The organism is Vibrio sp. C8 (genome assembly GCF_054051265.1).
The window spans coordinates 610338-633986 of record NZ_JBPAOE010000011.1 but is presented as its reverse complement, the minus strand read 5'-3'; the positions used below and the strand labels follow the sequence as shown (position 1 = coordinate 633986).

General features: G+C 39.7%; 22 protein-coding genes. 7 read left to right on the top strand and 15 right to left on the bottom strand.

Annotated elements, in window-relative coordinates; genetic code table 11:
- Nucleotides 1-46 precede the first annotated feature (46 nt).
- Entirely contained in the window at nucleotides 47-484 is a 438-nt protein-coding gene (locus ACRQQK_RS09000) for a DUF3859 domain-containing protein (RefSeq protein WP_457511075.1), read from the top strand.
- Between the two features lie 76 nt (nucleotides 485-560).
- Here ACRQQK_RS09000 and ACRQQK_RS08995 read toward each other — a convergent pair whose 3' ends face one another.
- Complete coding sequence (locus ACRQQK_RS08995) at nucleotides 561-914, bottom strand: hypothetical protein (RefSeq protein WP_457511074.1); 354 nt, start codon at nucleotides 912-914, stop codon at nucleotides 561-563.
- A gap of 342 nt (nucleotides 915-1256) precedes the next feature.
- On the opposite strand from ACRQQK_RS08995, the gene ACRQQK_RS08990 reads away from it, so the two are divergent.
- On the top strand, nucleotides 1257-2078 hold the full coding sequence (locus ACRQQK_RS08990) for a transporter substrate-binding domain-containing protein (protein ID WP_457511073.1): 822 nt from the start codon (nucleotides 1257-1259) through the stop codon (nucleotides 2076-2078).
- A 116-nt stretch (nucleotides 2079-2194) separates the two neighbouring features.
- On the opposite strand, the gene ACRQQK_RS08985 is transcribed toward ACRQQK_RS08990, so the two are convergent.
- The 5 genes from ACRQQK_RS08985 to mglB form a co-directional block, all read right to left on the bottom strand.
- Nucleotides 2195-2701 carry a DUF6653 family protein gene (locus ACRQQK_RS08985; RefSeq protein WP_457511072.1) on the bottom strand — a complete coding sequence of 169 codons (507 nt, stop codon included), beginning with the start codon at nucleotides 2699-2701 and terminating at the stop codon, nucleotides 2195-2197.
- A 192-nt stretch (nucleotides 2702-2893) separates the two neighbouring features.
- Nucleotides 2894-4462 (bottom strand): ABC-F family ATP-binding cassette domain-containing protein, encoded by a 1569-nt coding sequence (locus ACRQQK_RS08980; RefSeq protein WP_457511071.1) that lies wholly within the window; start codon nucleotides 4460-4462, stop codon nucleotides 2894-2896.
- 372 nt (nucleotides 4463-4834) lie between these two features.
- Nucleotides 4835-5842: a galactose/methyl galactoside ABC transporter permease MglC gene (gene mglC / locus ACRQQK_RS08975; protein ID WP_042487540.1), complete on the bottom strand. Its 1008-nt coding sequence runs from the start codon at nucleotides 5840-5842 to the stop codon at nucleotides 4835-4837.
- 10 nt (nucleotides 5843-5852) lie between these two features.
- A complete protein-coding gene (gene mglA, locus ACRQQK_RS08970) occupies nucleotides 5853-7361 on the bottom strand; it encodes a galactose/methyl galactoside ABC transporter ATP-binding protein MglA (RefSeq protein WP_457511070.1) in 1509 nt (502 codons plus the stop codon).
- 127 nt (nucleotides 7362-7488) lie between these two features.
- Nucleotides 7489-8463, bottom strand: a complete 975-nt coding sequence (mglB, locus tag ACRQQK_RS08965) for a galactose/glucose ABC transporter substrate-binding protein MglB (protein WP_457511069.1) — start codon at nucleotides 8461-8463, stop codon at nucleotides 7489-7491.
- A gap of 538 nt (nucleotides 8464-9001) precedes the next feature.
- Here mglB and ACRQQK_RS08960 point away from each other — a divergent pair.
- The 3 genes from ACRQQK_RS08960 to ACRQQK_RS08950 all read left to right on the top strand — a co-directional run bounded on the left by ACRQQK_RS08960 (nucleotide 9002) and on the right by ACRQQK_RS08950 (nucleotide 10173).
- Nucleotides 9002-9478, top strand: a complete 477-nt coding sequence (locus ACRQQK_RS08960; protein ID WP_457511068.1) for a NifB/NifX family molybdenum-iron cluster-binding protein — start codon at nucleotides 9002-9004, stop codon at nucleotides 9476-9478.
- Between the two features lie 15 nt (nucleotides 9479-9493).
- A complete protein-coding gene (gene nqrM / locus ACRQQK_RS08955) occupies nucleotides 9494-9697 on the top strand; it encodes a (Na+)-NQR maturation NqrM (RefSeq protein WP_457511067.1) in 204 nt (67 codons plus the stop codon).
- A gap of 134 nt (nucleotides 9698-9831) precedes the next feature.
- Complete coding sequence (locus ACRQQK_RS08950; RefSeq protein WP_457511066.1) at nucleotides 9832-10173, top strand: DMT family transporter; 342 nt, start codon at nucleotides 9832-9834, stop codon at nucleotides 10171-10173.
- A 90-nt stretch (nucleotides 10174-10263) separates the two neighbouring features.
- Here the strand turns inward: ACRQQK_RS08950 and ACRQQK_RS08945 are convergent, their stop codons facing one another.
- Both ACRQQK_RS08945 and ACRQQK_RS08940 read right to left on the bottom strand, forming a co-directional pair.
- On the bottom strand, nucleotides 10264-12690 hold the full coding sequence (locus ACRQQK_RS08945) for a sensor histidine kinase (protein ID WP_457511065.1): 2427 nt from the start codon (nucleotides 12688-12690) through the stop codon (nucleotides 10264-10266).
- A 6-nt stretch (nucleotides 12691-12696) separates the two neighbouring features.
- Complete coding sequence (locus tag ACRQQK_RS08940; RefSeq protein WP_457511064.1) at nucleotides 12697-13806, bottom strand: response regulator; 1110 nt, start codon at nucleotides 13804-13806, stop codon at nucleotides 12697-12699.
- Nucleotides 13807-14221: 415 nt separating this feature from the next.
- On the opposite strand from ACRQQK_RS08940, the gene ACRQQK_RS08935 reads away from it, so the two are divergent.
- Together ACRQQK_RS08935 and ACRQQK_RS08930 are read left to right on the top strand one after the other, a co-directional pair.
- Nucleotides 14222-14620 carry an NUDIX hydrolase gene (locus tag ACRQQK_RS08935; protein ID WP_457511063.1) on the top strand — a complete coding sequence of 133 codons (399 nt, stop codon included), beginning with the start codon at nucleotides 14222-14224 and terminating at the stop codon, nucleotides 14618-14620.
- Between the two features lie 132 nt (nucleotides 14621-14752).
- The gene (locus ACRQQK_RS08930) at nucleotides 14753-15928 is read left to right on the top strand and encodes a sugar efflux transporter (protein WP_457511062.1); all 1176 of its coding nucleotides are present in this window, start codon (nucleotides 14753-14755) and stop codon (nucleotides 15926-15928) included.
- 31 nt (nucleotides 15929-15959) lie between these two features.
- Here the strand turns inward: ACRQQK_RS08930 and ACRQQK_RS08925 are convergent, their stop codons facing one another.
- From ACRQQK_RS08925 to ACRQQK_RS08895, 7 genes are all read right to left on the bottom strand, one after another.
- Complete coding sequence (locus tag ACRQQK_RS08925) at nucleotides 15960-16181, bottom strand: hypothetical protein (RefSeq protein WP_457511061.1); 222 nt, start codon at nucleotides 16179-16181, stop codon at nucleotides 15960-15962.
- A 289-nt stretch (nucleotides 16182-16470) separates the two neighbouring features.
- Nucleotides 16471-16944: a response regulator gene (locus ACRQQK_RS08920; RefSeq protein ID WP_457511060.1), complete on the bottom strand. Its 474-nt coding sequence runs from the start codon at nucleotides 16942-16944 to the stop codon at nucleotides 16471-16473.
- A complete protein-coding gene (locus tag ACRQQK_RS08915) occupies nucleotides 16931-18265 on the bottom strand; it encodes an ATP-binding protein (protein ID WP_457511059.1) in 1335 nt (444 codons plus the stop codon). The genes ACRQQK_RS08920 and ACRQQK_RS08915 overlap by 14 nt, the downstream gene beginning before the upstream one ends.
- A gap of 12 nt (nucleotides 18266-18277) precedes the next feature.
- The gene (locus ACRQQK_RS08910) at nucleotides 18278-19699 is read right to left on the bottom strand and encodes an SLC13 family permease (protein ID WP_457511058.1); all 1422 of its coding nucleotides are present in this window, start codon (nucleotides 19697-19699) and stop codon (nucleotides 18278-18280) included.
- A 378-nt stretch (nucleotides 19700-20077) separates the two neighbouring features.
- Nucleotides 20078-20653, bottom strand: coding sequence for a hypothetical protein (locus ACRQQK_RS08905; RefSeq protein ID WP_457511057.1), 576 nt, complete (start codon nucleotides 20651-20653; stop codon nucleotides 20078-20080).
- Nucleotides 20654-20855: 202 nt separating this feature from the next.
- Nucleotides 20856-22712 (bottom strand): DNA repair protein, encoded by a 1857-nt coding sequence (locus tag ACRQQK_RS08900; RefSeq protein ID WP_457511056.1) that lies wholly within the window; start codon nucleotides 22710-22712, stop codon nucleotides 20856-20858.
- A gap of 10 nt (nucleotides 22713-22722) precedes the next feature.
- Complete coding sequence (locus ACRQQK_RS08895; protein ID WP_457511055.1) at nucleotides 22723-23646, bottom strand: DNA repair protein; 924 nt, start codon at nucleotides 23644-23646, stop codon at nucleotides 22723-22725.
- Between the last annotated feature and the right edge of the window lie 3 nt (nucleotides 23647-23649).

The following is a 23649-nucleotide window of genomic DNA, read 5'->3' as shown; positions in this document are numbered from 1 at the left end:
GTAATTAAGTAGAATCGCCACACATTCAAATAACGAGCATAAGCCTGTGGCAAAACATACACCTGTGATAGAAATGACTTCCTATGGTATCTATTCCCATTGGGATGCCAAAGCCAAAGAACTTCCGAAGATTAGAGAGTTCACTCAGGTAATTACCGCAGAGGAAGAGATAGAATTTGGTTTTATCGTCAATATTAAAAAAGCCAAAGGTCAGCTTCTTCAATTTTGTATCCATCATCCCGGCATCATCAACAAGAAAGGACAAGTTTTGGCACCATTTGATGGTGAAGTGTATGTTCGCAGTAATGATTGGAACTTCTATCTTGGCGACACGATTCAAGTGCTCTGCCCGATTAACGGACTAGAGAGCAACTACGGCGAATGGCGCATGACGTTAAAAATGGAAGGCAAAACCATTGCCGAGAAGTCATTTAAAGTTGTTGCCCGCGATGAAGGACAGTTCTGGAAAAAGCGAGGGTTTTAACCTCGCTTTCAGATATTAAACATTTACAAATTGGAACCGTTTGCAAAGCTGAGAAATGCGACCAAGAATAGTCACGTTATTTAATAACGAATCCCACTTCTTTTATTTCTTGGTCGATCTCTTTTAGATAATAAATCGCCAAATAATCACCGTCTACTTCCGTACTGGTTTGCTTCCAGACGATCATCGCAACATCTTCTCTGCGTAATACACCAAGGATCTCCCTATCAAGGCTTAATGAAGTAAGAAACTGTTGCTCACTCCACTGTCTTTCAACACTGGCTTTGTTGTTGGGGTCGTTGGCTTCTTGCTCAGTTTGGTATGCAGAGAACTGCGACCAATTGCGTTGATTGGACGCTTTAACTACATGATCAATCATAGGAATGGCTATCTGTAAAATTTCAGCATCTGACTTACTCGTAATTGCCATAATAACCTCGTCGATGTTCGTTAGCGGTTAAGAAACTGATTCTCTATCAGCTCCAATAGAACACAGCGTTTAATGTTATTCAACCAGTAGCAATGGTTGCACACTTTCTTTCTATAATGTGTATCACCGCTTTGAGTTGCTTCTGAATAGGCAGACGCCCAATGGCGGATGCGATAAATGACTTTATAAACACTACCTAAGACAGCAATAAAATTAGAATATCTTATAAAGAATAATGTATTGATTATTCGCGTAAATTCTTCATCATTCAAGGGCTTTACCGTCTGACGTTCTCAGACCAAACACAACAATAGAAAAATAAGAAATATTTGGATATATAAAATGACGTTAAAACCTTTTAAACGACAAGTTCGAGGTGTATTCGCCTCTTCAGTTGCGCTTTTCACTCTTTTGTCCCCAGTAAATGCAAACGCTGCAGAATCAGCACTGAATGGGATTTTAAGTTCCGGTGAACTTAAGTTCTGTTTTGAGTCGGGTTATATCCCGTTCGAAATGACAGATAAAAATGGGAATTACGTTGGATTTGATATCGATTTAGCCAAGCAGATGGCACGCGCTATCAACGTTAAATTTGTTCCAGTAAATACGGCTTGGGATGGCATCATTCCCGCTCTAAAAACCGGCAAGTGCGATTTTATCGGCGGTATGACAATTACGCCGGAACGTAATTTGAGCGTCAACTTTGCCGAACCTTACATTGAAGTTGGCCAAACCATTCTTATTTCACCGAAGCTTACAGACAAAGTTCATTCGTTCCGTGACCTGAACAATGGGCAATTCACAGTTGCAACCCAAATGGGAACAACAGGTGCGGAAGCGGCTAAAAAGTACTTATACAACGCGAAAATTGATCTTTACGAAACTTCTGCCGATGCAGCACTACAAATTGCAAATGGACAGGCTGATGCTTTTGTTTATGACTTTCCATACAACGCTATGTATGAAGCTCAACACAAAGATACCGTGATTCACCTAGATGAAAGTTTCACCTTTGAACCACTAGGTTGGGCGATACGTCAGGGAGACCCTGATTTCTTAAACTTCCTCAACAATTATCTGCGTCAAATTAAAGGTGATGGAACCTACCAGCGCATCCATGACAAATGGTTCAAATCAGATAAATGGGTCAACAACGTCCAGTAATCTTAAGCAAACAGCAATCAACTACCGAACCCTTCTCGGTAGTTGATCTGAAGTTCTCAATCTACATACGTTCTACTGAATAGGCTCTAGGATATTTAAGATCGTATTGGTTACCGTTATTTAAGCCAACTTGAGTATTCAGGATTAGTCTCTTTCATATCAAGGTATAACCAAACCATACGATCAACAAACCAAGCTTTAAAGACCATTATCCAAAGGTTTCCAGCCAGCACAAAGCTTAGGTCTAAACTCCATAAGCCGTAGATAAATACGGGTATCCCTAAAGACGTTAACGACTGCAGAATTAAAATTGGTTTGATATGGTGCCGAGGTATCGGCTCAATCTTTCTTTTCAAATAGATACGTTCGCCAAACGTAGCCATCGACGCCCAGTTATTCGTTTTCTCTGGAGCGCCAAAGAGTCTTGGATTAACCCATACCCAAAAGAAAGCCAATAAGACCGCGATGCTTGAATAGCCACCTATCCATTCCCGTGACCAAAATGCAAGAGAGATAATCGGCAAAACAGAAAAGCGGCTATAAACACTCCATGGATTTGAATGTCGATGCCAACTCGATTCATCCATTGTCATCATCTTCTCTAATCTTTTGATTACATCCACAACAACTCCCCAGTTATATCTCTATTGTTGTCTCAAGTGGAAACGAAACCAACAGTATAGACTCTTTGACACACTGATTATGTGACAACTATAAGCGGGGTTGAACTGAATAACTAACTGTAGCAAGCTTACAATCTGACAAAGGAGCAACACTACGTTGCTCCAACGTTTCTATCCCATGATGTGTAAGGCTTACAAACTAACTTCCCGATTTACGCCTGAGTCCATTGCAAAGTCATGATCATGGCTAACGAGAATGAAGCCACCTCGGTAATTCGATAAAGCTTGAGCGAGCATGATTTTAGAATCGAGATCGAGGTGATTATCGGGCTCATCAAGTAACAGCAAAGGTTGCTTTAGCTGGTGGCTAACAATCAACATAGCTAACTTCATCTTTTCACCACCACTCAGCATATGTCCAAGACGAAAGACACTGTCACGCCGAAACCCTATTCCGGCAAGCAAGGTTCGTGCATCACTTTCTTTCATTCCATGACACTGTTCTATCAAGTTATCCAGCATTGGCAACTGGGGGTGTATAGATCCGAAGTGTTGGTCTAGATAATACAATGACGTATTCAATTGCATTTCCCCTTTCTTAAGTGAAAACACACCTAATAACGTTTTCAAAAAGGTGGATTTCCCACATCCATTTCTGCCCGTAAGGTGGATTTTGTCATCACTATGAATTTGTAACGTGATAGGTTCAGTGCGACCAAAAGGCAATACACCTTCGAGCATTGTTACCACTTTTCGTAAGCGACTTTGACTGTCAGCCAAATAAATCTTTTGCTCTTTCATCAGCTCTTTTCTGGCTTTCAAGGTCTGTGCCTTTTCTTGCAAAGAAACGTGACGATGTTGTTCGTTTTTACTGCGATTTGAAGCGCTCGCCGTTGCCTTGTCTTTCTTACCATCAAGTAGAATTTTCGCCTGACTCCCCTCCTTACGTAGCCTATTACCTTGCGCTGCTCTTTGTTCCGCCTTCTCCCGATTTCGCTGTGCTTGTTCTTCTAGTTTCTTTTTCTGCTTATCAATACTCGCAAGTTGTCGCTCTACAGCTTGTAGCTCGGCGCGTTTCTGTTCAGCGTAAATGTCGTAATTCCCGCCAAACACCTGCACCCCCAACCCTGAAAGCTCCCAAATTTCTTCCATTTCGCGTAATAATGCTCGGTCATGACTAATCAAAAAAATAGCGCCTTTATAATCTCGCATTGCGTCAATTAACCACTGCTTTGCTTGGCTATCAAGATGGTTGGAAGGCTCATCAAGAATCAATAACTCAACGTCACTATCCAACAACTGCCAAAGTTGTAGTCGAGCGAGTTGTCCGCCACTTAGTTTAGCGCAAGGGAAATCAGGATCAGGTGGTAAGCCCATCTGTTTAAGCTGCTGACTCAGACGATTAAAAATATCCCATTGATCCCCAACCACTTCGAACCAGCGCTCAGAACAATTTCCAGATTGAATCTGTTCTAGTGCACTTAGCACTTCGTCTTTACCTAAAAACTGTGCAATCGATAAATCACCGGATAACAAATGCGAAGGTTGCTGGCGATAAACTGCGTATGATTGGGGTACTGATACTGAGCCATCAGAGGGCGTTTGTTCCCCAATTAATATCGATGCAAGGATAGATTTTCCGATACCGTTACGTCCGACCAACCCAACACGATACGTGGTCATCGAGCAAGAGACTTGCTGAAACAACATCTCTCCGTTATCAAATTGAAAGCTTAAATTACTTGCTTGTAAAACTGGCATACGTTGCCTCCTGTAAGACAGGGACAAAGGCCGTAGCATAAATATTTAGAGATGAAATCATTGCGAAAACACAGATTCAGGCACTATATATCCCCAAAACATGGCTGCAATTAAATATCAGAAAGTGAGCTACGCCTACTAACCCTGTGAATCCAAAAAATAAAATAAAAGTGGATAACAGGTTTAGTTATTCATATTGGCGTAATCTCCTAAAGAAATGATGGTCGTAGAATAGTGTACTTAGACAAGATGAGTCAAGAAAGAGGCTCATAACCTTGATGCCTATTCTTAACTCTTAATGGACAGGTTTACCTTTCTTGAGATAAAAAAAGCGCTGCCAAGGCAGCGCTATGTATAAATCGTAGATGAATCTTATTTCTTGTTTGCGTACTTCATTGAGTCCAATGCTACCGCGAATACGATGATTGAACCTTTAATGATGTACTGCCAGTAAGGGCTAACACCGATGTAAGTCATACCGTAGTTGATAACGGTGAAGATAAGAACACCCGTTACTACGCCTGCAATACTACCAACACCACCAGCGAATGACACACCACCTACCACACAGGCTGCGATTGCATCAAGTTCGTACAAGAAACCTAAGTTGTTAGTTGCACTACCGATACGACCCGCTTCCAACATACCACCGAACGCATAGAAGACACCTGAAAGTGCGTACACTTTTAGTAGAGTCATTGGTACGTTAACACCTGATACTTTTGCCGCTTCTGGGTTACCACCAACTGCGAAGATGTTTTTACCAAATACTGTCTTGTTCCAAAGTATCCACATGAATATTACAGCGATAATGGCGTAGAAGGTTATGTACGAGAATCGGAATCCACCTAATCGAATAAAGCCTTGAGTGAATACTGTGAAGCGTTCGTCAAAGCCAGCGATTGGTGACGCACCTACTGCATCGTAGTAAAGAGAGTTAATACCATAAACGATGATCATGGTACCCAGTGTTGCGATGAAAGGGGTTACTTTTAAGTAAGCAACGATCACACCGTTCACTAGACCAATGATTGCGCCGATGAAACATACACAAAGAATAACCGCTACGATTGGCACATCACCAATACTTGGGAATACTTTGTTAACGTTTTCAATCGACTGTAACAAGGTTGCTGAGATAACCGCAGCTAAACCTACCTGACGACCTGCAGATAAGTCGGTACCCTGTGTAACAATAAGACCCGCAACACCAAGCGCAATAATTACGCGCACAGAAGACTGAGTAAGAATGTTACTTAAATTTCGTAAGCTTAAAAATGATGGTTCTTGAATAACGATAACCGCTAATAAAATAAACAGAACCGCGTAAATAGCACCTTCTTTTAAGTGCTTTAATGCAAATGACTTAACAGCATCCATAATAGTTTCCCTAGAGGTAACGAGAGGCTAGCTCTAATATTTCAGTCTGAGTGGTTTCTTTAGTATTCACGATTCCCGCTGCGCGGCCGTTACTCATTACTAAAATTCGATCGGTAGTACCTAATAACTCTGGCATTTCAGAAGAAATCATAATGATTCCTTTATTTTTCTTCGCGAGTTCCAACATTAGTTGGTAAATTTCAAATTTAGCACCCACGTCGATACCACGAGTTGGTTCATCCAACATTAATATTTCCGGCTGAGTTAATAACCAGCGTCCGATAATAACCTTTTGTTGGTTACCACCTGATAGTGACCCTATTTGAGTTTGATGCGTTGGTGTTTTAACACTCATCGAATCAATTACCCACTGAGTATCACTCTTCATCTTTTTATTACTTAACAAACCTGCTTTAGTTTTATACTCATCAACGTTCGCAACCAATGAGTTAAAAGTAATATCGAGGTTGCCGTAAATACCTGTTGAACGGCGCTCTTCAGTTACCAATGCAAAACCATTGCGAATTGCTTCATGTGCATCACGGTTTTTCATTTCACGCCCATGAAGTACAATGTGCCCTTCACTTCTTTCACGAATACCAAAAATCGTTTCAACGATATCTGTACGACGTGAACCAACAAGACCTGCGATACCTAAAATTTCGCCCGCTCTAAGTTCAAACGAGACGTCTTGAATTGAAGGCTGGTTCAACGCTGTCAGGTTATTAACTTCTAAGATGACTTCTTTAGGAACGTTAGTCTTCTCAGGGAAACGGTTAGTGAGTTCTCGGCCTACCATCATCGCGATGATCTTATCCATATCTAGGCCTTTCAGTGGGCGAGTATCAACCCATTGACCATCACGTAGAATGGTAATTTCATCACAGATAGAGAATATCTCTTCCATTTTATGAGAGATATATACCACACCACAGCCTTTATCCTTCAGCTTATTGATAATGGTAAATAAGTGATTAACTTCTTTTTCTGTTAGAGAAGAAGTTGGCTCGTCCATGATCACTATTTTTGCGTCGTAAGAAAATGCTTTCGCAATTTCCAACATCTGCATTTGAGACACAGATAAAGTTGCTACTTTAACTCGAGGATCAATATTAATATCTAACTCTTCGAAAATGGCTTTTGTATCTCGATACATTTTATCGTGATCAACAAATAAACCTTTTCTTGGATAGCGACCAAGCCAGATATTATCCATTACTGAACATTGTTTAACCTGGTTTAATTCTTGGTGAACCATGGACACGCCAGATTCTAATGCTTCTTTAGAAGAGGAGAAGTTAATATGGTTTCCTAAGAAAATAATATCGCCTTCATCTTTTTCATAAATTCCAAATAGACATTTTAATAGCGTCGATTTACCCGCTCCATTTTCACCCATTAATGCGTGAATTGAATGCGGTCGAACTTTTAAATTAACTTTATCTAATGCCTTTACACCTGGAAATGATTTACTCACCCCTGTCATCTCTAACAGGAATTCATGTGTTTGATCTACCATGGCATCACTTAATTGTTTTTAATTTGAAACCAATAAATATCAATTAATAATTATCAATGAATAAGTACTAATTAAGATATTAACGGGTAAATATAGGGGGCTGGACGCCCCCTAATTATAACGTCTGTTACTCAAGAGTTGATTTATCAACACCTACGTAAGGAACGCGAACAATTTTGTCTTGCATTTCCCACTGAGTACCTTCAGTTGCTGATTTACCTTCAGCTAGGTTACGAGCTAGTTCGAACGTTGCTTTCGCTTGAGAAGTTGCATCGTTTAGTACAGTACCAGCCATTTCGCCAGACTTAACTAGGGCTAGAGCTTCAGCTAGAGCGTCAACACCGAATACTGGGATTTTTTGACCAGCGCCACGTAGTGCTTCGATTGCACCCATTGCCATGCCGTCGTTGTTAGCGATAACAACTTCAATTTTGCTACCGTTAGGGCCAGATAACCATGCATCCATTTTATCTTTAGCCATTGCGGTATCCCACATACCAGTATCCATGTGAAGCTCTTCAGTTTTGATACCGTTCTCGTTGATTTGCTTAACAGAGTAAGTAGTACGAGCTTCAGCATCTGGGTGACCTGGTTCACCTTTTAGCATTACGTATTGAAGAACGCCATCACCGTTTTTGTCCCACGACTTGTTCGCTTTCCAGTGTTGTGCGATTAAGTCGCCTTGGATAACGCCTGATTCTTTAGAGTCAGTACCTACATAGTAAGCTTTATCGTAGCTTGCTAGTGCTGCTGCACTTGGTTCTTTGTTGTAGAAAACAACTGGTACATCATCAATTTTCGCTTTGCTGATAATAGAAGGTGCTGCAGCTGGGTCTACAAGGTTGATAGCAAGCGCTTGAACGCCACGAGCCAACATAACGTCAACTTGGTCGTTTTGCATTGATTGGCTGTTTTGAGAGTCGTTCATTAGAAGACGAACGTCTTTGTCGCCAGCAGCTTCTTTTTCGATAGCTTGGCGAACTACAGACATAAAGTTGTCATCGTATTTGTAGATTGTGAAACCCAAAGTGGTATCAGCTAGAGTTTGTGTTGCGAAACCCATACCAGCAGTTAGCATAGCAAGTGCAGTTAGCTTTCTCATGTAAGTGTCCTATTCTATTTGTCTTATTAATATACGTGTAGGGAAACGTTTACCATTCCAATGAAAACGTTTACGCATTGAAGTATATTGATAAACAGATTGAATTGTGTGAGCCAGATAGGATTTTGTTAGCACTAATTAACAATTGTAACGGTTTGTTTAAATTGTTTGAGGCCACATGCAAAAACAGACCTCGTACGTAACATAGTGTAACAGCGAGACCTATTTCGCGTTTTAGGGGCAACACAGATCACATTTAGATAGCATTTGATTCATATATAAACATATTAAATCACATATGAATCATCTACATAAGATGCCGTATTCTTGATGACAATGACGCTGAGGTCCTTGTTATACCTGTAAATGAACAAAATTTGAATACTTAAATTTCACAATAAGTAATTGGCATATGCCATTTACCGGTTCATTATCTGTTGTATCACCCCGATGTAACATGTCAAATGATGTAAAGATTTAACAAATCAACGAAATCGTCTTTTTATCGGGCATATAATTTACAAACAAGGACAAGGTTATGAAATACGCAATTCCTGTCAGTAATGACAAGTTGTTTAATCACTATTCCAAAGCACCTCAGTTTTTGGTTCTCGATGATGTTACTAAACAAGAAGAAACGATTGACGTAATAACACCAGAAAAGTCTCAAACCTGTGGCAAGAAAGCTCAAATGCTTTCTATGTTAGCCGCTCATAACGTAAATGCCGTGATCATCAAAAACATCGGTGAGGCTATGCTTTCCAGCTTATTTGCTCAGGGTATAAAAGTATACACACTAAAAAGAGGGGCTGATATTCACGCATTTGACGCCTCTCAGCTAGTGCCAATTGAAGACATAAGTTACGCAAAACCTTCTGTCAATAAACTGAATAAGTCCCATACTTGCTGTAAAAACAAACAAGCTAGTTCTACCTTTAAATTGGAACCTAATGAAAGTCGTCTTGATGCAAAGACACTTAGAAACCTTCGTAGTCTTCACAAGTTTCACAACTAAAAGGAGTTGGCCATTATGATTTACCTGATTACTTTCGTTGCTTTCATTGCTTTTGTTTTGCTAATGACGTTAGGAGTAATGGCCAAAAGAAGGCCTATACAAGGTAGCTGTGGTGGCCTGTCAAATGTGGGCGTAGATAAAGTGTGCAATTGTGAAACGACATGTGAAGAACATCAAACTAAGCTATACACCATCAAAGAACCAACACCAAAGCGTTAACGGCTTACTTAACAGTCGCTTTTATAGATAACGTTGACTCTCTATTTGGTTCACTTCATTTTATGAATTAAGAAAACCGCAACATTGTAGGCATACTATTCACGCAATAACCTCTTAAATTCAATGGAACAGTTATGCTTGCTATGCCTCCACTTGCGACGTTAATTATCGCTATTTTATTAGAAGTCATCGCGACATCTTATTTGCCTAAAACTAATCAGTTCACCTCTGTCTTTGTTACAGTGGGCGTACTAATTACTTATGCTCTCGCTTTCTACTTCTTGTCGATTACAGTTAACGCCATGTCTTTAGGTATTGCTTACGCCATTTGGTGCGGAATCGGGATCGTTTTGGTCGCCAGTGTGTCTTGGCTCATATATGGGCAAAAACTCGATGTTTACGCCATTCTCGGTATTAGTTTTATTTTGGTGGGAACAATCATAATTAACGTTTACTCAACATCGGTAAACCATTAGCCAAGCAACAATGTATCGGAAGGCAGTAATTGTTATTCCAACTACTGCCTTTTTAAACGATGAGATATCTTAACGACAATTGTTATTGATTCACTCTTTCTCTTTTAACGATTTTTCTATTCTGTTTGTAGCCGCAAGTGCACTTACATAATCACAACTAGAAATGAACGAGGCTAATTGGTTACTGCAATTGGGTACTACTTTATCAAAATAGATTTTTTGCTCTTGAAAGTATTCTTCTGCGGCAAGGTTATTGTCATTCAACAGTTGGTTTAAATAGTTAAGCTTTTCAATCAACTGTTCCAAATCGATATCTTCCAAAACCTCATCAGCTGATTCTTGATACTTGGTTTTATACTCAACATTGCTTAATCGCATTGAATTATTGAGCTGCTCAGGATTCGTATCGAAACTCGTATCAAGCGTTACTTCGAACCAAAAAGTACTGCCGGTTCCGGGTCTGCTGTCAACACCAATTTCGCCATCCATCAGCTTAGCGATGCTCCTAGAAATGGTTAGACCTAATCCTGTGCCACCGTATTTTCGAGTGGTTGAAGTATCGGCTTGCTGAAAACTTTCGAAGATCTTTTGTTGTTCTTCATTCGTCAATCCAATCCCTGTATCGTCTACTTCGATACGAAGTTTCTTTTTGTCACCTAAAGTTGACGCAACATTTATAGTAACGCTGATACTTCCCTGAGCCGTAAATTTAACAGCGTTAGCGATAAAATTAAGTAAAATTTGTTTGATACGTAGTGGATCACCTAATAATGTTGGAATATTTTCTTCTACATCAATGTGCAAACCCAAACCTTTTGTAGAAACTTTTGCTTCACAAAGTTCGTACACATCTTGAGCAATTAAATAGATGTTAAATGGGATTTTTTCAATATTTAGGTGCCCGGACTCAATTTTTGATAAGTCCAATACGTCACTAATGACTAATAATAAATGTTCACCAGACTTTTTAATCCTAACCAAAGAATCACGTTGTTCGTTATTAATAGTGCTGGCAAGTAACATATCTGACAGAGCTAAAATTGAGTTCATCGGTGTTCTAATTTCATGACTAATATTTGAAATGAACTGACTCTTAGCTATATTTGCTTCCTCAGCCTCTATTTTTGCCGTTTTCAGTTCATTAGTTAACTTGCCTAATCGACCGCCCATTATTATGGTTGCCTTGGCTGTGTCATTTAACTCTTTGAGATTAAACTGTTCATGAGAAACATCAAAATTACCGGCACTCATCTTATGGAACATATTTCTGATTTGAGCTAATGGTGCAGCAATGGTTTCACTCATCCGTTTTGATACCATCCAAGTAAAAGCTAGGAATAGGATATAGAAACCAATCAACCCCATAATCATTATGTAACCGATGCCTTGGTATTTTTCTTTCAACGCCATGGATTCACGGTACATTTCATTTTCATCAACAATGAACAGCACTTTCCAGTTTGTTTCTGGAATAGTCACCCAAGAGACCAACTTGTTTTGATTGTTAAGTACTAGTTTAGTTAGCCCCTGATTCTGACCATCAAATTGAGGTTCCAGTGCTTTTGTGTCCGCCCTTTTAAACAGGTTAAAGTCTTCGGGCTTGAACATCTCTTGTGTTACTGCACTTTCATAATTGTGCTGTTTTAGCTCTTTGATATTAAAGTCCTGTTCACCTTTCGGCGGCAGAGCCATTATAGTTCCTTCACCGTTTGCGAGAATAGCGTAACCATTCCAAGGAACAACCAAGTTTTGTATGTTGTTGACAATGGTATCCACAGTAATGTCTATACCAATAACACCTTCCAGTTTATCTCCGTTATATACAGGTGCAATCGCTGAAGTCATCCAACCCTGCCCTGCCGGATCAATATAGATTTCCGTCCAAACCACCTTTCTCTCTGGGTTATATTCATCCGTAGCCAAATAGTAGAAATTATATTCAGGGATATTCATATCCGCTGGATACTGCTCAAGTGTGTGAAACCAAGGATATATGTGATTATAAGAATCCCAACTATTAAAATAGACAGCAGCAATAAATGGGTCGCTACGTTTAATTTCTTTCATTAAAGGATCTAACTTTGCAAGTTTAAATATTTTATTTAAATCCTTGTCTGCATTTTTTGTGTAGGAAGAATAAAACGATGCTGCACCGCCATCATCCTGTTTAGTATATAAAACTCCATTATCACTAAATGCCAAATTAGACTTATCAACGTCATCAGGACGCAGTTCTTCAGCTAACACCCTTTGCGTTTCATTCCTGTATATTTCAGCTAGCCGAGAAACAGAACTTATACGTTCTCGCACTAAATCACTTTCGATAGAAGAAGTAATATAAAGCTCGTTATTAACCTGAGAATGTATGTAATCCATGTTATCAGAACTGATGAAATGGTTACTGAACAAATAAATGGTAACGAGCAGCAGTTCAACCAAAATCAACGGAATGATCCCAGTTTTGACCATGGAACGCCACACCCATGCTTGTACACTTAGTTGTTTATCTTTATTCATAGTAAATCACACGTAGTGTAAGGCAATCGAATGGATATCCTCGTGAATATCCATAAATGCATCTACAATGATTGGGTCAAAATGAGCGCCTCTTTCGATGCTAATCATTTTGACTGCTTCATCATGTGTAAAGGCTGGTTTATATATGCGCTTACTAATTAATGCATCATAAACATCAACAATCGCCATAAGTCGTGCCGAAAGTGGAATGTCCTCACCAGATAATCCTTGCGGATAACCAGAACCATCCCATTTCTCATGATGTGAGTGTGCGATTTCTTTAGCGACACGGAGAAAGCTCATCTCTTTTCCGTTGTTCTCTTCGGCCCTGTTAATCGCTTCGAAACCAATAGTGGTATGAGTTTTCATGATCTCAAACTCTTCCTCTGTCAGCTTTCCTTTCTTCATCAAGATATGATCTGGAATGCCTATTTTTCCTATGTCGTGTAAAGGTGCGGATTTGAAAAGCAAATTGATGGCATTGTCGTCCAATTGATTAGCATATCTAGGATCTAGGCGTAGCTGCTCTGCCAAAAGTTTGATGTAGAACTGTGTACGTCGAATATGATTTCCGGTTTCGTTATCACGAGTCTCCGCAAGGGAAATCATCGCATTGAACGCGATATTCTGAATGACATGCAACTCTTCGATTTGTTTAATGCTTTCCTGAGTTCTTTCCTGAACCTCTTTTTCCAATGACTCATTTTCTCCTTTGAGGAGATCTGACGCCATTTTCAAAGATAAATGAGTTTTAACCCTAGCCTTAACGATTTCAGGCACAATTGGCTTAGTAATATAGTCCACGGCGCCAAGTTCTAGACCTTTCCTTTCATCAACATTTTCAGTTTTTGCAGTGATAAATATAATGGGGATATTTTTAGTTGAAGGGTTTGATTTTAAATATGAGCAGACTTGAAAACCATCCATATCAGGCATCATAACATCGAGTAAAATTAGGTCTGGTTGATCACTAACCGCAATCGCTAATCCTCTATCTCCACTATTGGCACCTTTAACTTTGTAATCATCTTTTAGCAGCTTATACATTAAACTGAGATTCTCGGGGATATCGTCTATGACAAGTAGTGTCGGTGTGTACGAAGAAGAATGGTACATCTCTTATTTCCTTAAGCTATTGATTATAAGAATGTTGCCGTTCGACGAAATGAATTTGTTATTATTTTAGTAGTCAGTATAAGCAATAAACCAGCTAACTTTAGACGCTGCTTATGTATGACATATAGCGCTTATCATATCGAAAGGCTGTGACCAAAATCTACTTATTTTAATTCCAAAAAAACAATGAACTTATTTTAGAGCGATTACTCTTTCAATATTCAAATCAAATATATAGAAGCAGCTCTTTTATGCAGTTCATTCTTTCGAACAAATACATTTTTGTGTTTTAAGATCCTAATAAATTTTTCATCAGATATTGATAAACACTATTTTTTTTATAACCCTCTCTTCGATACATGATGGTCATGCTATGCTTTCAAACAAATCGAAGGATTATCAAGTGGAAATAACAATGGAAGTATTTGAATGTGTGTCATTCATCCTGTTGAAAGATAAACAAGTTCTATTAGAGCATCGGTCAAAGTTAAAAGAAACCGATCCCGGAATGATCGCAATCCCCGGTGGTCATTTAGAAGCTGGTGAAACACAACAGCAAGCGTTATTACGAGAACTAAAAGAAGAACTTGATGTGACACCTAGAAATGCTAAATATCTATGTTCACTCTATCATCCAACCATTGAACTTCAGCTATTGCACTATTACGTTATCACAGAATGGGAAGGGGCAATTATTCCATTAGAAGCGGACGCTGTTGATTGGTATGAAATTGATACCGCACCTGTAGCAACTGAAGCTGACCGAATCGCGCTTGCAGAAACTGGTCGTGTAAGACAGTTCTTAGTGGGTTGAACATCAACCTAGATAGCACATTCATTAACAGCTCAAGGCACATGAGATATTTTCGTACAAGCTCATAAAAACTATCACGTTACGGAGTGTGGAATAACACTTTTCACTACTCACACTCATAGGAGATAAACGTTGTTTAAAAGCCAAACTCCGGTTTTGTTCGCTATCAATGGACTAACCGCACTCGCTTTTTCTTTTATTATGCCCATCATGAGTTTGTTCCTTGTTAGTGAACTTCATACGGAACCTGCGCTTATTGGCCTCTATACATCGCTAACTGCTTTGATGACGATTATTGTCAGCCAGAAACTAACGGGCTTTATTGATAAAGGCGTACCAAGCAAGTTTCTGCTGTTACTCTCTCTTGCTGGTATTTTTTCTGCGGCCATCATGTTTTCCCTCGCAACAGAGTTTTGGCATGCCATTGTTATTGGCTGTGTTTTAATGCCTGTAGCTTCAAGCTCTATTCCTCTTATATTGGCAGTGATAAGACGCTACGCAGATTCAACCGGAAAAAACAGCGCCCAGCTGAATTCTCAAATGCGTTCTTCGGTTTCATTTCTTTGGATATTTGGTCCACCTTTAGCGTTTTTTTCGGTTGACCATTTTGGTTTTGACAACAACTTTTATATTTCAGCTGCTATTGCAAGCTTAGTCATGATTTGGATTATGCTCTACTTCCAAATGCCAGTCTTAGAAACCGACAAAATAAATAATAAACCTAAAACCAAATTGCCTGCTGCGGTTTGGTTTCTTGGGATTGTGGTGCTTATCACAAACATAGCTAACAGTACTTATATCAGTGCTATGCCGCTTTTTATGACGCAAGAACTCGGCCTATCAAAATCGTATCCTGGGATCTTAATGGGAATAACAGCAGCGATTGAAATCCCTGTGATGCTGTTAGCCGTTGGCTGGGCACAACGTTTTGGTAAAAGCCAAGTGTTGCGTTTGGGGTTTTTAGCGGGCGCTGCTTTCTATATAGGTATGTATTTCAATACCTCCCTGAATATCTTGTATGCTTTGCAGATTTTAAATGGGCTATTTTTCGGCATTTTTGTTGGCCTTGGCATTACCATCATGCAAGATTTTGCTCCTACAACGGTAGGTAAAGCGTCAGCGTTTTATACTAATGCGATGCTAGCTGGCACTATGGTTGGAACAAGTGCCATGGGTGTTATCTCACAATACTTTGGTTTTAAAGCACCACTGTTGCTTTGCCTAGGCGCTATCATATGTTCGTTTATTGGTCTGATACTGTTCGATGCCTATATTGCTAACCAGCAACGAAAAGTTCAATGCGCTTGACCAACAAGATAAAGTGATGAGAACAAGAGTCTTACTCGAACTCATTTCCCATATTCTCAAGTGACTTTTTGCCGCAGATTGTGCAGGTGACATAGCGGTTCATGTTGTAGTAATGACCGCCATTGATGAACTCATGTATTAACAAGGTGACACGCCCTAGTATCGATTTGTCGGTGTCATAACTCGACGGTTTACGCACTAGGCTTTCTCTATGTTCTGTCGGAATTTTGCAACGCTTGCAGTATCTAATCATCGGAATATTCTCTTAGCGTTAAACACCTAGCGAATATACGCTTTCGATCAATGGTCACCTAAATGCACATAAATTTATGCGAGTAACTTAAAAAAATAACGGGTTCCAAATAGATATGAATTTTTGAATGGATGAATCAGAAAACTAAGCTATTTGGAAACAAAGATTGAGTACTCCCAAACAATAACCACCACCGTTCAGGAGCACCAAAGAAAAGTCACAAGTTCGGCCCGTTTGCAGATAATACTTACTTGAAGTTCATCTTGGCCTAGCCTTTTAGAACTTACCCTTAACGCAGTCGATTCAAAACAACAGACTGGTCTAAATGAGTTTGCCATTCAGTGTAATCAAGACCTTTATCAAATATGAATTCGGTGACTAATGTTCTGACACATTCCACTAATTCGCTTGTACCCCAAGGCTTTTCAAAGTAACGATTAATACCAGCGTTATTAATTGCATTGATAGTGTCAGAATGGGTTGCCTGCCCAGTTAGAAGAACCTTTTTGGTATGGATAAAGCGAGTGTCGGCACTAATTTCTGTAAGAAGTTCAACACCCGTTTTCTCTGGCATAACATGGTCGGAGATCACCAAAGCAACATACTCGCCGTTTGCATCGAGTTCATCCATAAGATCTAACGCTTCAGAGGCTGACTCACAGTCTTCAATGTTCAGCCAGAAGCACAGAGGCTCTAGGTCTTGTAACACTGCGCTTAGCACTTCCCTTTGGTCGTCCACGCATATGATATTAAGTTTCTCCATGGTCATCCTCTACTGGTAACTTTATTCTGAAAATAGTTGCGTCTTGATCGCTTTTGACCGCAATGCTTCCGCCATAACTTGAAACGATTCGCTTCACGATAGACAACCCCAACCCCAAACCAAACGACAACCCATCTTTCTTAGTAGTGAAGCTAGGTTGAAAGATTTTCCGCCTTGTCGCCTCATCGATTTCAGGGCCGTTATTGGTAACGGTGACGAGAAGGCGATGCTTACTATATTTGGTTTGGATATCTAATCTTGGTTCTTGCGTCACCATCATCGCATCACAAGCGTTCTTAACGATGTTGACCCACACCTGAACCCATTCTGTTTGCGATCCTTTTAACTTGGGCAAATTGCCCGGTCTCATTCTTACTGAAACTCTGCGCAAGTCGCTTTGCAAAAGGGTCAACGCTCGGTTTATGGTGTCGTTAATGTCTAGCTCTTCATCGAGATTGACTTCACTTCTTGCAAGCTGCTTAACAGACTTAACAATGCCTACAGTGTGGCTCGATGCGACACGTAGGTCATGTAAATCCCTACCCATTTGCCAGTAACGAATGGCAAGGTTCGCGTTACTAATCCAATGAGAAGACAGTTCGTCTTCCGGTACGGCGCGTGCAAGTTCTCTCGCAACGTTTTTAGGAAGTTGATACTTACGTTCTAGTATTAATCCTCGCCGTCTGGCTTCACTGGAAGAGACTTTTTGACCATGCATTAACCCATAATCAAAGAACTGGCTGGCCTCGGGATGAACCTCTTCCAACAGTTCCATAAAAAGACTTTCAAGACGTTCGCTTTTACTGCTAACTACACCAATTGCATTGTTTAGTTCGTGAGAGATGCCCGCAGCTAACTGTGCCAATGTGGTCATCTGTTCTGCTGAATGCAGTTTTTCCAACACTTTCTCTTTTTCTACCGCTTCCTGATGTGCACGACGCTGGCGACGATTTAACTCTGCAACAATGACTGGCATAAATTGAGTACTGAGTGGGCCGAATTTTTCCACCTCTACAGCTTCACAGTGCCTGTCTATCCAACTGAGTTTTACGTCCGTTTGAGCCACAACCGTTGAAGAAGCAGTCCAAGTTCCAGAAAAGAAACTGTGTACACCAATAAAAGCACCTTTTGATGCAGAAAACACCTTTACATGGCGACCTTCATACTCTTCAAAATCCCCCACCAGTTCACCAGAATGGACATAGTAAAGTCGGTCATTGTAACCATCTTGCTGAATCACTTTACTGCCCGCTGACAGGGTTATCGTTCTCTCACTGTTTCTGAAGTAACGCTCTACAAGCGTGCGTTCTTGTTCATTCATGTTATTTGCCGACTAACCAATGAATCCGACCACATTCAAAGCCGCAACCATGACAAAACTCAATAACACCCCTACGAGCCCAAGCACAACACCAACTCTTGCCATCTGGTTACTTTGCACGTAGCCAGTAGCATGAGCCAAAGCATTAGGAGGTGTACTGATCGGTAACGACATGCCCAAAGAGGCTGCAAAGGTCACCACTAAAATTAAGGTGACTTCACCACCTAGTGTGCTAAGAGATGTCATTGAAGCGCCCAATGCTGCCATTATCGGCATAAGCAAGTTTGCAGTCGCAGTATGAGACATAAAGTTTGCCATTAGCAGACATAACAACGCAGCACCAAACAACACCACGTAAGGCGAAAAATCACCGAATGGAATACTGTGAACAACCAGAGCGGCTAACCCTGTTTTATCTAACGCCAAACCCAGTGCGATACCACCGGATACCAGCCAGAGCACATCCCAAGATATCTTTTTCAAATCTTCTTTGTTGATGATCCCTGTTACTGAGAATACTGCGACAGGAATTAATGCCACGGTATAAGAGTTCATCCCGTGTAAATCCCCCACCAGCCAGAGCAATATGGTCGCGGCAAAAGTGATATACACCACCAAAGCTTTTGGTGTCTTAAGGAATTTGCCTTTGATCGTCAACTCAATTCGTTGCTGATCGGCTTTGTATAGTGAACAAATGAAAAACCACGCCAATGCCATCATTACAACCACGAACGGCACACCAAACGCCATCCATTCACCAAAAGTAATGAGATTGTCACCGACGAGATATTTTAGTGCTATAGCGTTAGGTGGTGTCCCGATTGGCGTGCCGATACCGCCGATATTGGCTGCGACAGGAATACACAACGCAAATGCAATTCGCCCTGGGTCTTTCGGCCCAAATACAGCAATAACAGGTGCCAATATAGAAAGCATCATCGCAGTAGTTGCAGTATTGGACATAAACATCGAAAACACGCCCGTGATCAGCATCAAGCCAAGCATGACGTATTTAGGATTCTGACCAAAAGGCTTGAGCAACACCCGTGCTAAGTTGACATCCAATCGATACTTAGTTGCCGCCATCGCCAAAAAGAAACCGCCGAGAAACAGCATAATAATTGGGCTTGCGAAGGTTGCCATAATGTCGCTGTATTTAAGCAGTTGCCCAAACTCGGGCTGCGATTCGTTTAAACGAAACAGAATAAGCCCTTTGTTTGAAAGCATCAGCAATTCAAGGACAATGATTACAACCGAAGTAGCGTAGATTGGGATGGGTTCAAACACCCACAACAGGGCAGCAAGCAAAAAGATTGCAATGACACGTTGCTGAATAAGCGTCAAACCGTCGAATGGAAAAGCCGACAACGGCATAAGCAAAATAAGTAAAGGTATTACAATTGGAATAATAAATTTTAAGTAAGGGCGTACCATCGATGCTCTTCCTTGCTGCTGGTTAAACCAATTTGAAAAAATGGAGTATCAAGACCAAAAACCATCTGTTCTTCATTGCTCTAAGTAATTTTCTTAGCGCAAATGCTTGAAAGAAAAATGACAGATTTTGATATGACACCAGAATTCAAACTAACGGGTACATTATGGAAGAGAGAAAACAAAAAGTTAGGAGTGAGATCAACGATTCAGTGTTCCCTCAAAACAACATGTCAAAAATGAGGGCTTAGACACAAACTCGACCCTATAGCATCAAGATAACCGAATGAAGAAAACAAAAATCCGGCCTAAGCCGGATTAGTTAGACTTTTAAAATGCAAATGTTTCACTCCCTAAAAGAGTCGCGTCTATTTCCGTTATCTATCGTCCGTATCGACTAATCGCAAGATGTTCATTACTAGTAAAATATTTCGTCAGCAATGTGATCACTGGCTGCAATTTTTTCATGGTTTCAGATGTGTAAAATGGATATTCACAATAACCAATATGAAAACTACCGCCTTCCACTTTAAACTTCAATCCAAACAATTCGTCATAGATATAGTGTTGAATATCATCGCCATGATCTGCACTAAAATAAAAACATTTTGAAGTGAACAATAAGCCACATTTACCACTACCAAACATCGTTGTATCAGCAAATAAGATGTAATTATGTGCAATACCCCTTGCATATGTTTTATTTGCCGTATCCAATTTAGCTTGTAATCTATAAATGTCTTTTGAATGAACATCCCCACCAATATGGTATAGAGAACTGTTATCGTGGATATAGTTTAGATTAGTTAATTCCTCAATAAACTCTCTAATGTATCGATCTCTTTGAACTTGTCTAGAACTCTTTACCTCTGATTTATTATTTTTATTGCTCTCTTGTTCTTTAGACGAATAAAAACCAAAAAGATCTTTAAATTTTGCAAAAAATGGAAGTAACATAAGTAATCCTTATATATGAAATTGTTAACTATTAGCGCTATTAACTTTTATTTTTTAAGATATTACTTAGACTAACGACAATTTGTGTCATATAGAGAACACTGAATATAGTTTGTTGTAAAACTAATATAGACTTGATCTTTATCAATTCAAAATAAATAACCAATAAAAATAGCACCCGTTTAAAACGGGTGCTATTTAACTACGCAATTTCCAATTTTTTACTTGTTTCTAACAAAGCTAAAAAGTCATTGTTAGATTTTATTTTTAAGTCAATGTTCATAAATTCTGCAATATCAGAGACTTCTTTATTAACATCCCGATTGCCTTCGATTGCAGCCACTAATTTTTCACTCAGTTGGCGAAACTGTAGCTTATCATTGGCGAGTTTCTCTATAGCAGCATGTTCAAAGGCATCCGTATTTTCTTTGATTTGCTGTATTCTAAGCCCAAATATTTCCTTTATACGTTTAGTCCTTAGCTCAGCTTTATTAGAGAAAACATCAGCTTGATCGATTAGCCAGACCACCATAGTAGAACCAATACCTGACACCATAATACCTGTTGCATCTTTTAGATATTCACCAATGACAGGGATCATTTCGACATACGGCGCGATAGTTTCTTCGAAAGCAAAACTAATGTAAGTTACTATTGTTGTAGCGAGCAACTTGGTTATAGCTTCAGCTTTTTGAGATGGGCTACTATCGCTCATTAGTATTTTGATTGACTGAACGATAGCAGAAAAGCCCTCTGATATTATCTTCAGTGCTTTTTTCAATATCCCAACAAACAAGTTCACAATCGCATTAATAAAGTATTTGATGAAATTTTTAATCGCGTCCTTTATTACATCCATTCCTATATGTTTAATATTATCAATAATATATTTGTAAGCGCGTTTAAATCTTAGACCAATAGCGTCTAATCTCGATAATGTTTCGAAACCATGCGTCACACCATTTTTTAAGCTGTCACTCAGCTCAAAAAATATCGGTTTAACTATCAAAATTATTAGTTCTCCGATACCTTTTTGCTTCAACTCATCTTTTGCTTGTCTGTAAGCTTCTGAGCCTAACTCTTTGGCAAGTTGGTTATCTTTAGTAAAGTTTTTAACCACTGATTTGTTTAGATCTGACTCGATTGCTGTTGTCGCTGCTATTTCAGCAGCGAGAGCATTCTTTAAGGTCTGTTCGCTGGGCAAACTTCTTAGTTCAGCTTCTTCGGTTTGAGATAAGTAACCTGCTTGTTTCTTTTTCTCTTCAAGAGCCCTTCTCTTTGCGGTCACTTCATCTGAATATTGTGTCCAGCTTTTATCACCCTTTGAGCGATTCAACTGAGCAGAGATATTCTTTAAGTTGCTGTCTTGATTAGCAGCCTCTTTTAGATCGTCGAGTGTAATTCCTTTACTAACGCCATACTCATCAAATATTTTTTTCAGCGGTACTTGGTGGTCAACATCAATACTTGATTGAGTGAAGTTGCTCCCTCTATCCCTTTTAGCTTGGTTATGTTGATCACCTTGTTTATATAATGTTCTTCTTTGACCTTGTTCGTTTACCTCTAGCTCACTATATATTTTACGATTCTCTCCCATTTGAGCATCGCGGTATGTATAAAGTTTGCTTCGGTCTTCAAGTTCATGGCGATTATATTCACCTTTATCATCAACTTGTTTAGATGAGTGTTCATCTAATCGAACCTTTTCAATCCTTACGTCATCAGACATGCTGGAATTTGCATTGTAGCTAAAATGTTGAATTTCATTAGCAAGCCGAGTCGCCGTCAAACCGTTTTTTGACAAGTTCAGCTTTGGATGACTAACAAATCCATCACAGACACTCAATATAATAGGTTGGATAAGTGATTCACCAATACCTGATTGGCTATTACGCATCTCCAGTTCAATTTGATGTAGTACTTCTAAACTATCACGTTGGTCATGCAATTCGACCTCAAGTAAGACTTTGCTTGCCTGAAGAGGCGAACAGCCTTGCAAACGGCGAATAACTTCATCACTGGAAATTTGGGTGAAGCCATAATCATTGTTATTGTCCATCAATCACTCCCTAAGCCACTAAAGACTGTGACTTGGTAAGTTCATAGACAGTCTTAGCTTTCAGACTATCACTCTCAATAAATTCACCAGAGTCGGATAAATAGCCTAAATTTGCCATCTGTTTCAAAACGATAGACAAATTAAACAGCGCTCGGAATTCTTCTAAATGGACGATAGGCAGCAACTTAAAATTCAATTTATGCGAATAAACATCAGATCCATTAGCCATTTGATGCATACGCTGAGTTTGAATTCCATATTCGAATCGATCCAACAAACGGCTATAGTTGGCAATTAGCTCATCAAAATATACGACAACATTGTCTATAGACTCCTCCACAACTTTTAATCTCTTCTGTTGCGACTTCATCTTCGTTATTTCTTCATCAACCCGAGCGCGCTCTTGCTTGGCGTTTTCCAAAGACTCTTTGGCTCTACTACGAGTAAAGAAACCTAAGGTCAACACCATACCTAACGTATCGAGTAAGCCCATCTGATTAAAATTAATTTTCATGATTTCAGACCTAACTCTGACGCCCGTTTGTGTTTTCACATCTAAAATACTGTCATCAAACAATTCTTCGAAAGGCTGCCCCTTAACGGTAACATTATGCAAACGTCGAGAGATACGTATAAAACGCTCGAAATGCACGGAATATATATCCTGTTTCTGAACATTAATGGTACTAACTTTACTCTTTATACTGGATGATATTTCCTGAACGAAATCTTCATAGACTTGCTTAGCGTCTTCATAACGCTTTTTGGCCTCCTCATAAATCGACTCTGCTTCGTCAGCATAGTGTTTACCAGTAAACCTATTCCATACTTTAGAGCACGCATTTTTCACGCTATCGACAGCCCTTGAAGCTGTATCTCTAATTGAACTGCATTTACTTGCTACCCAACTACAAGCACGACTAAACAATCCCATGCA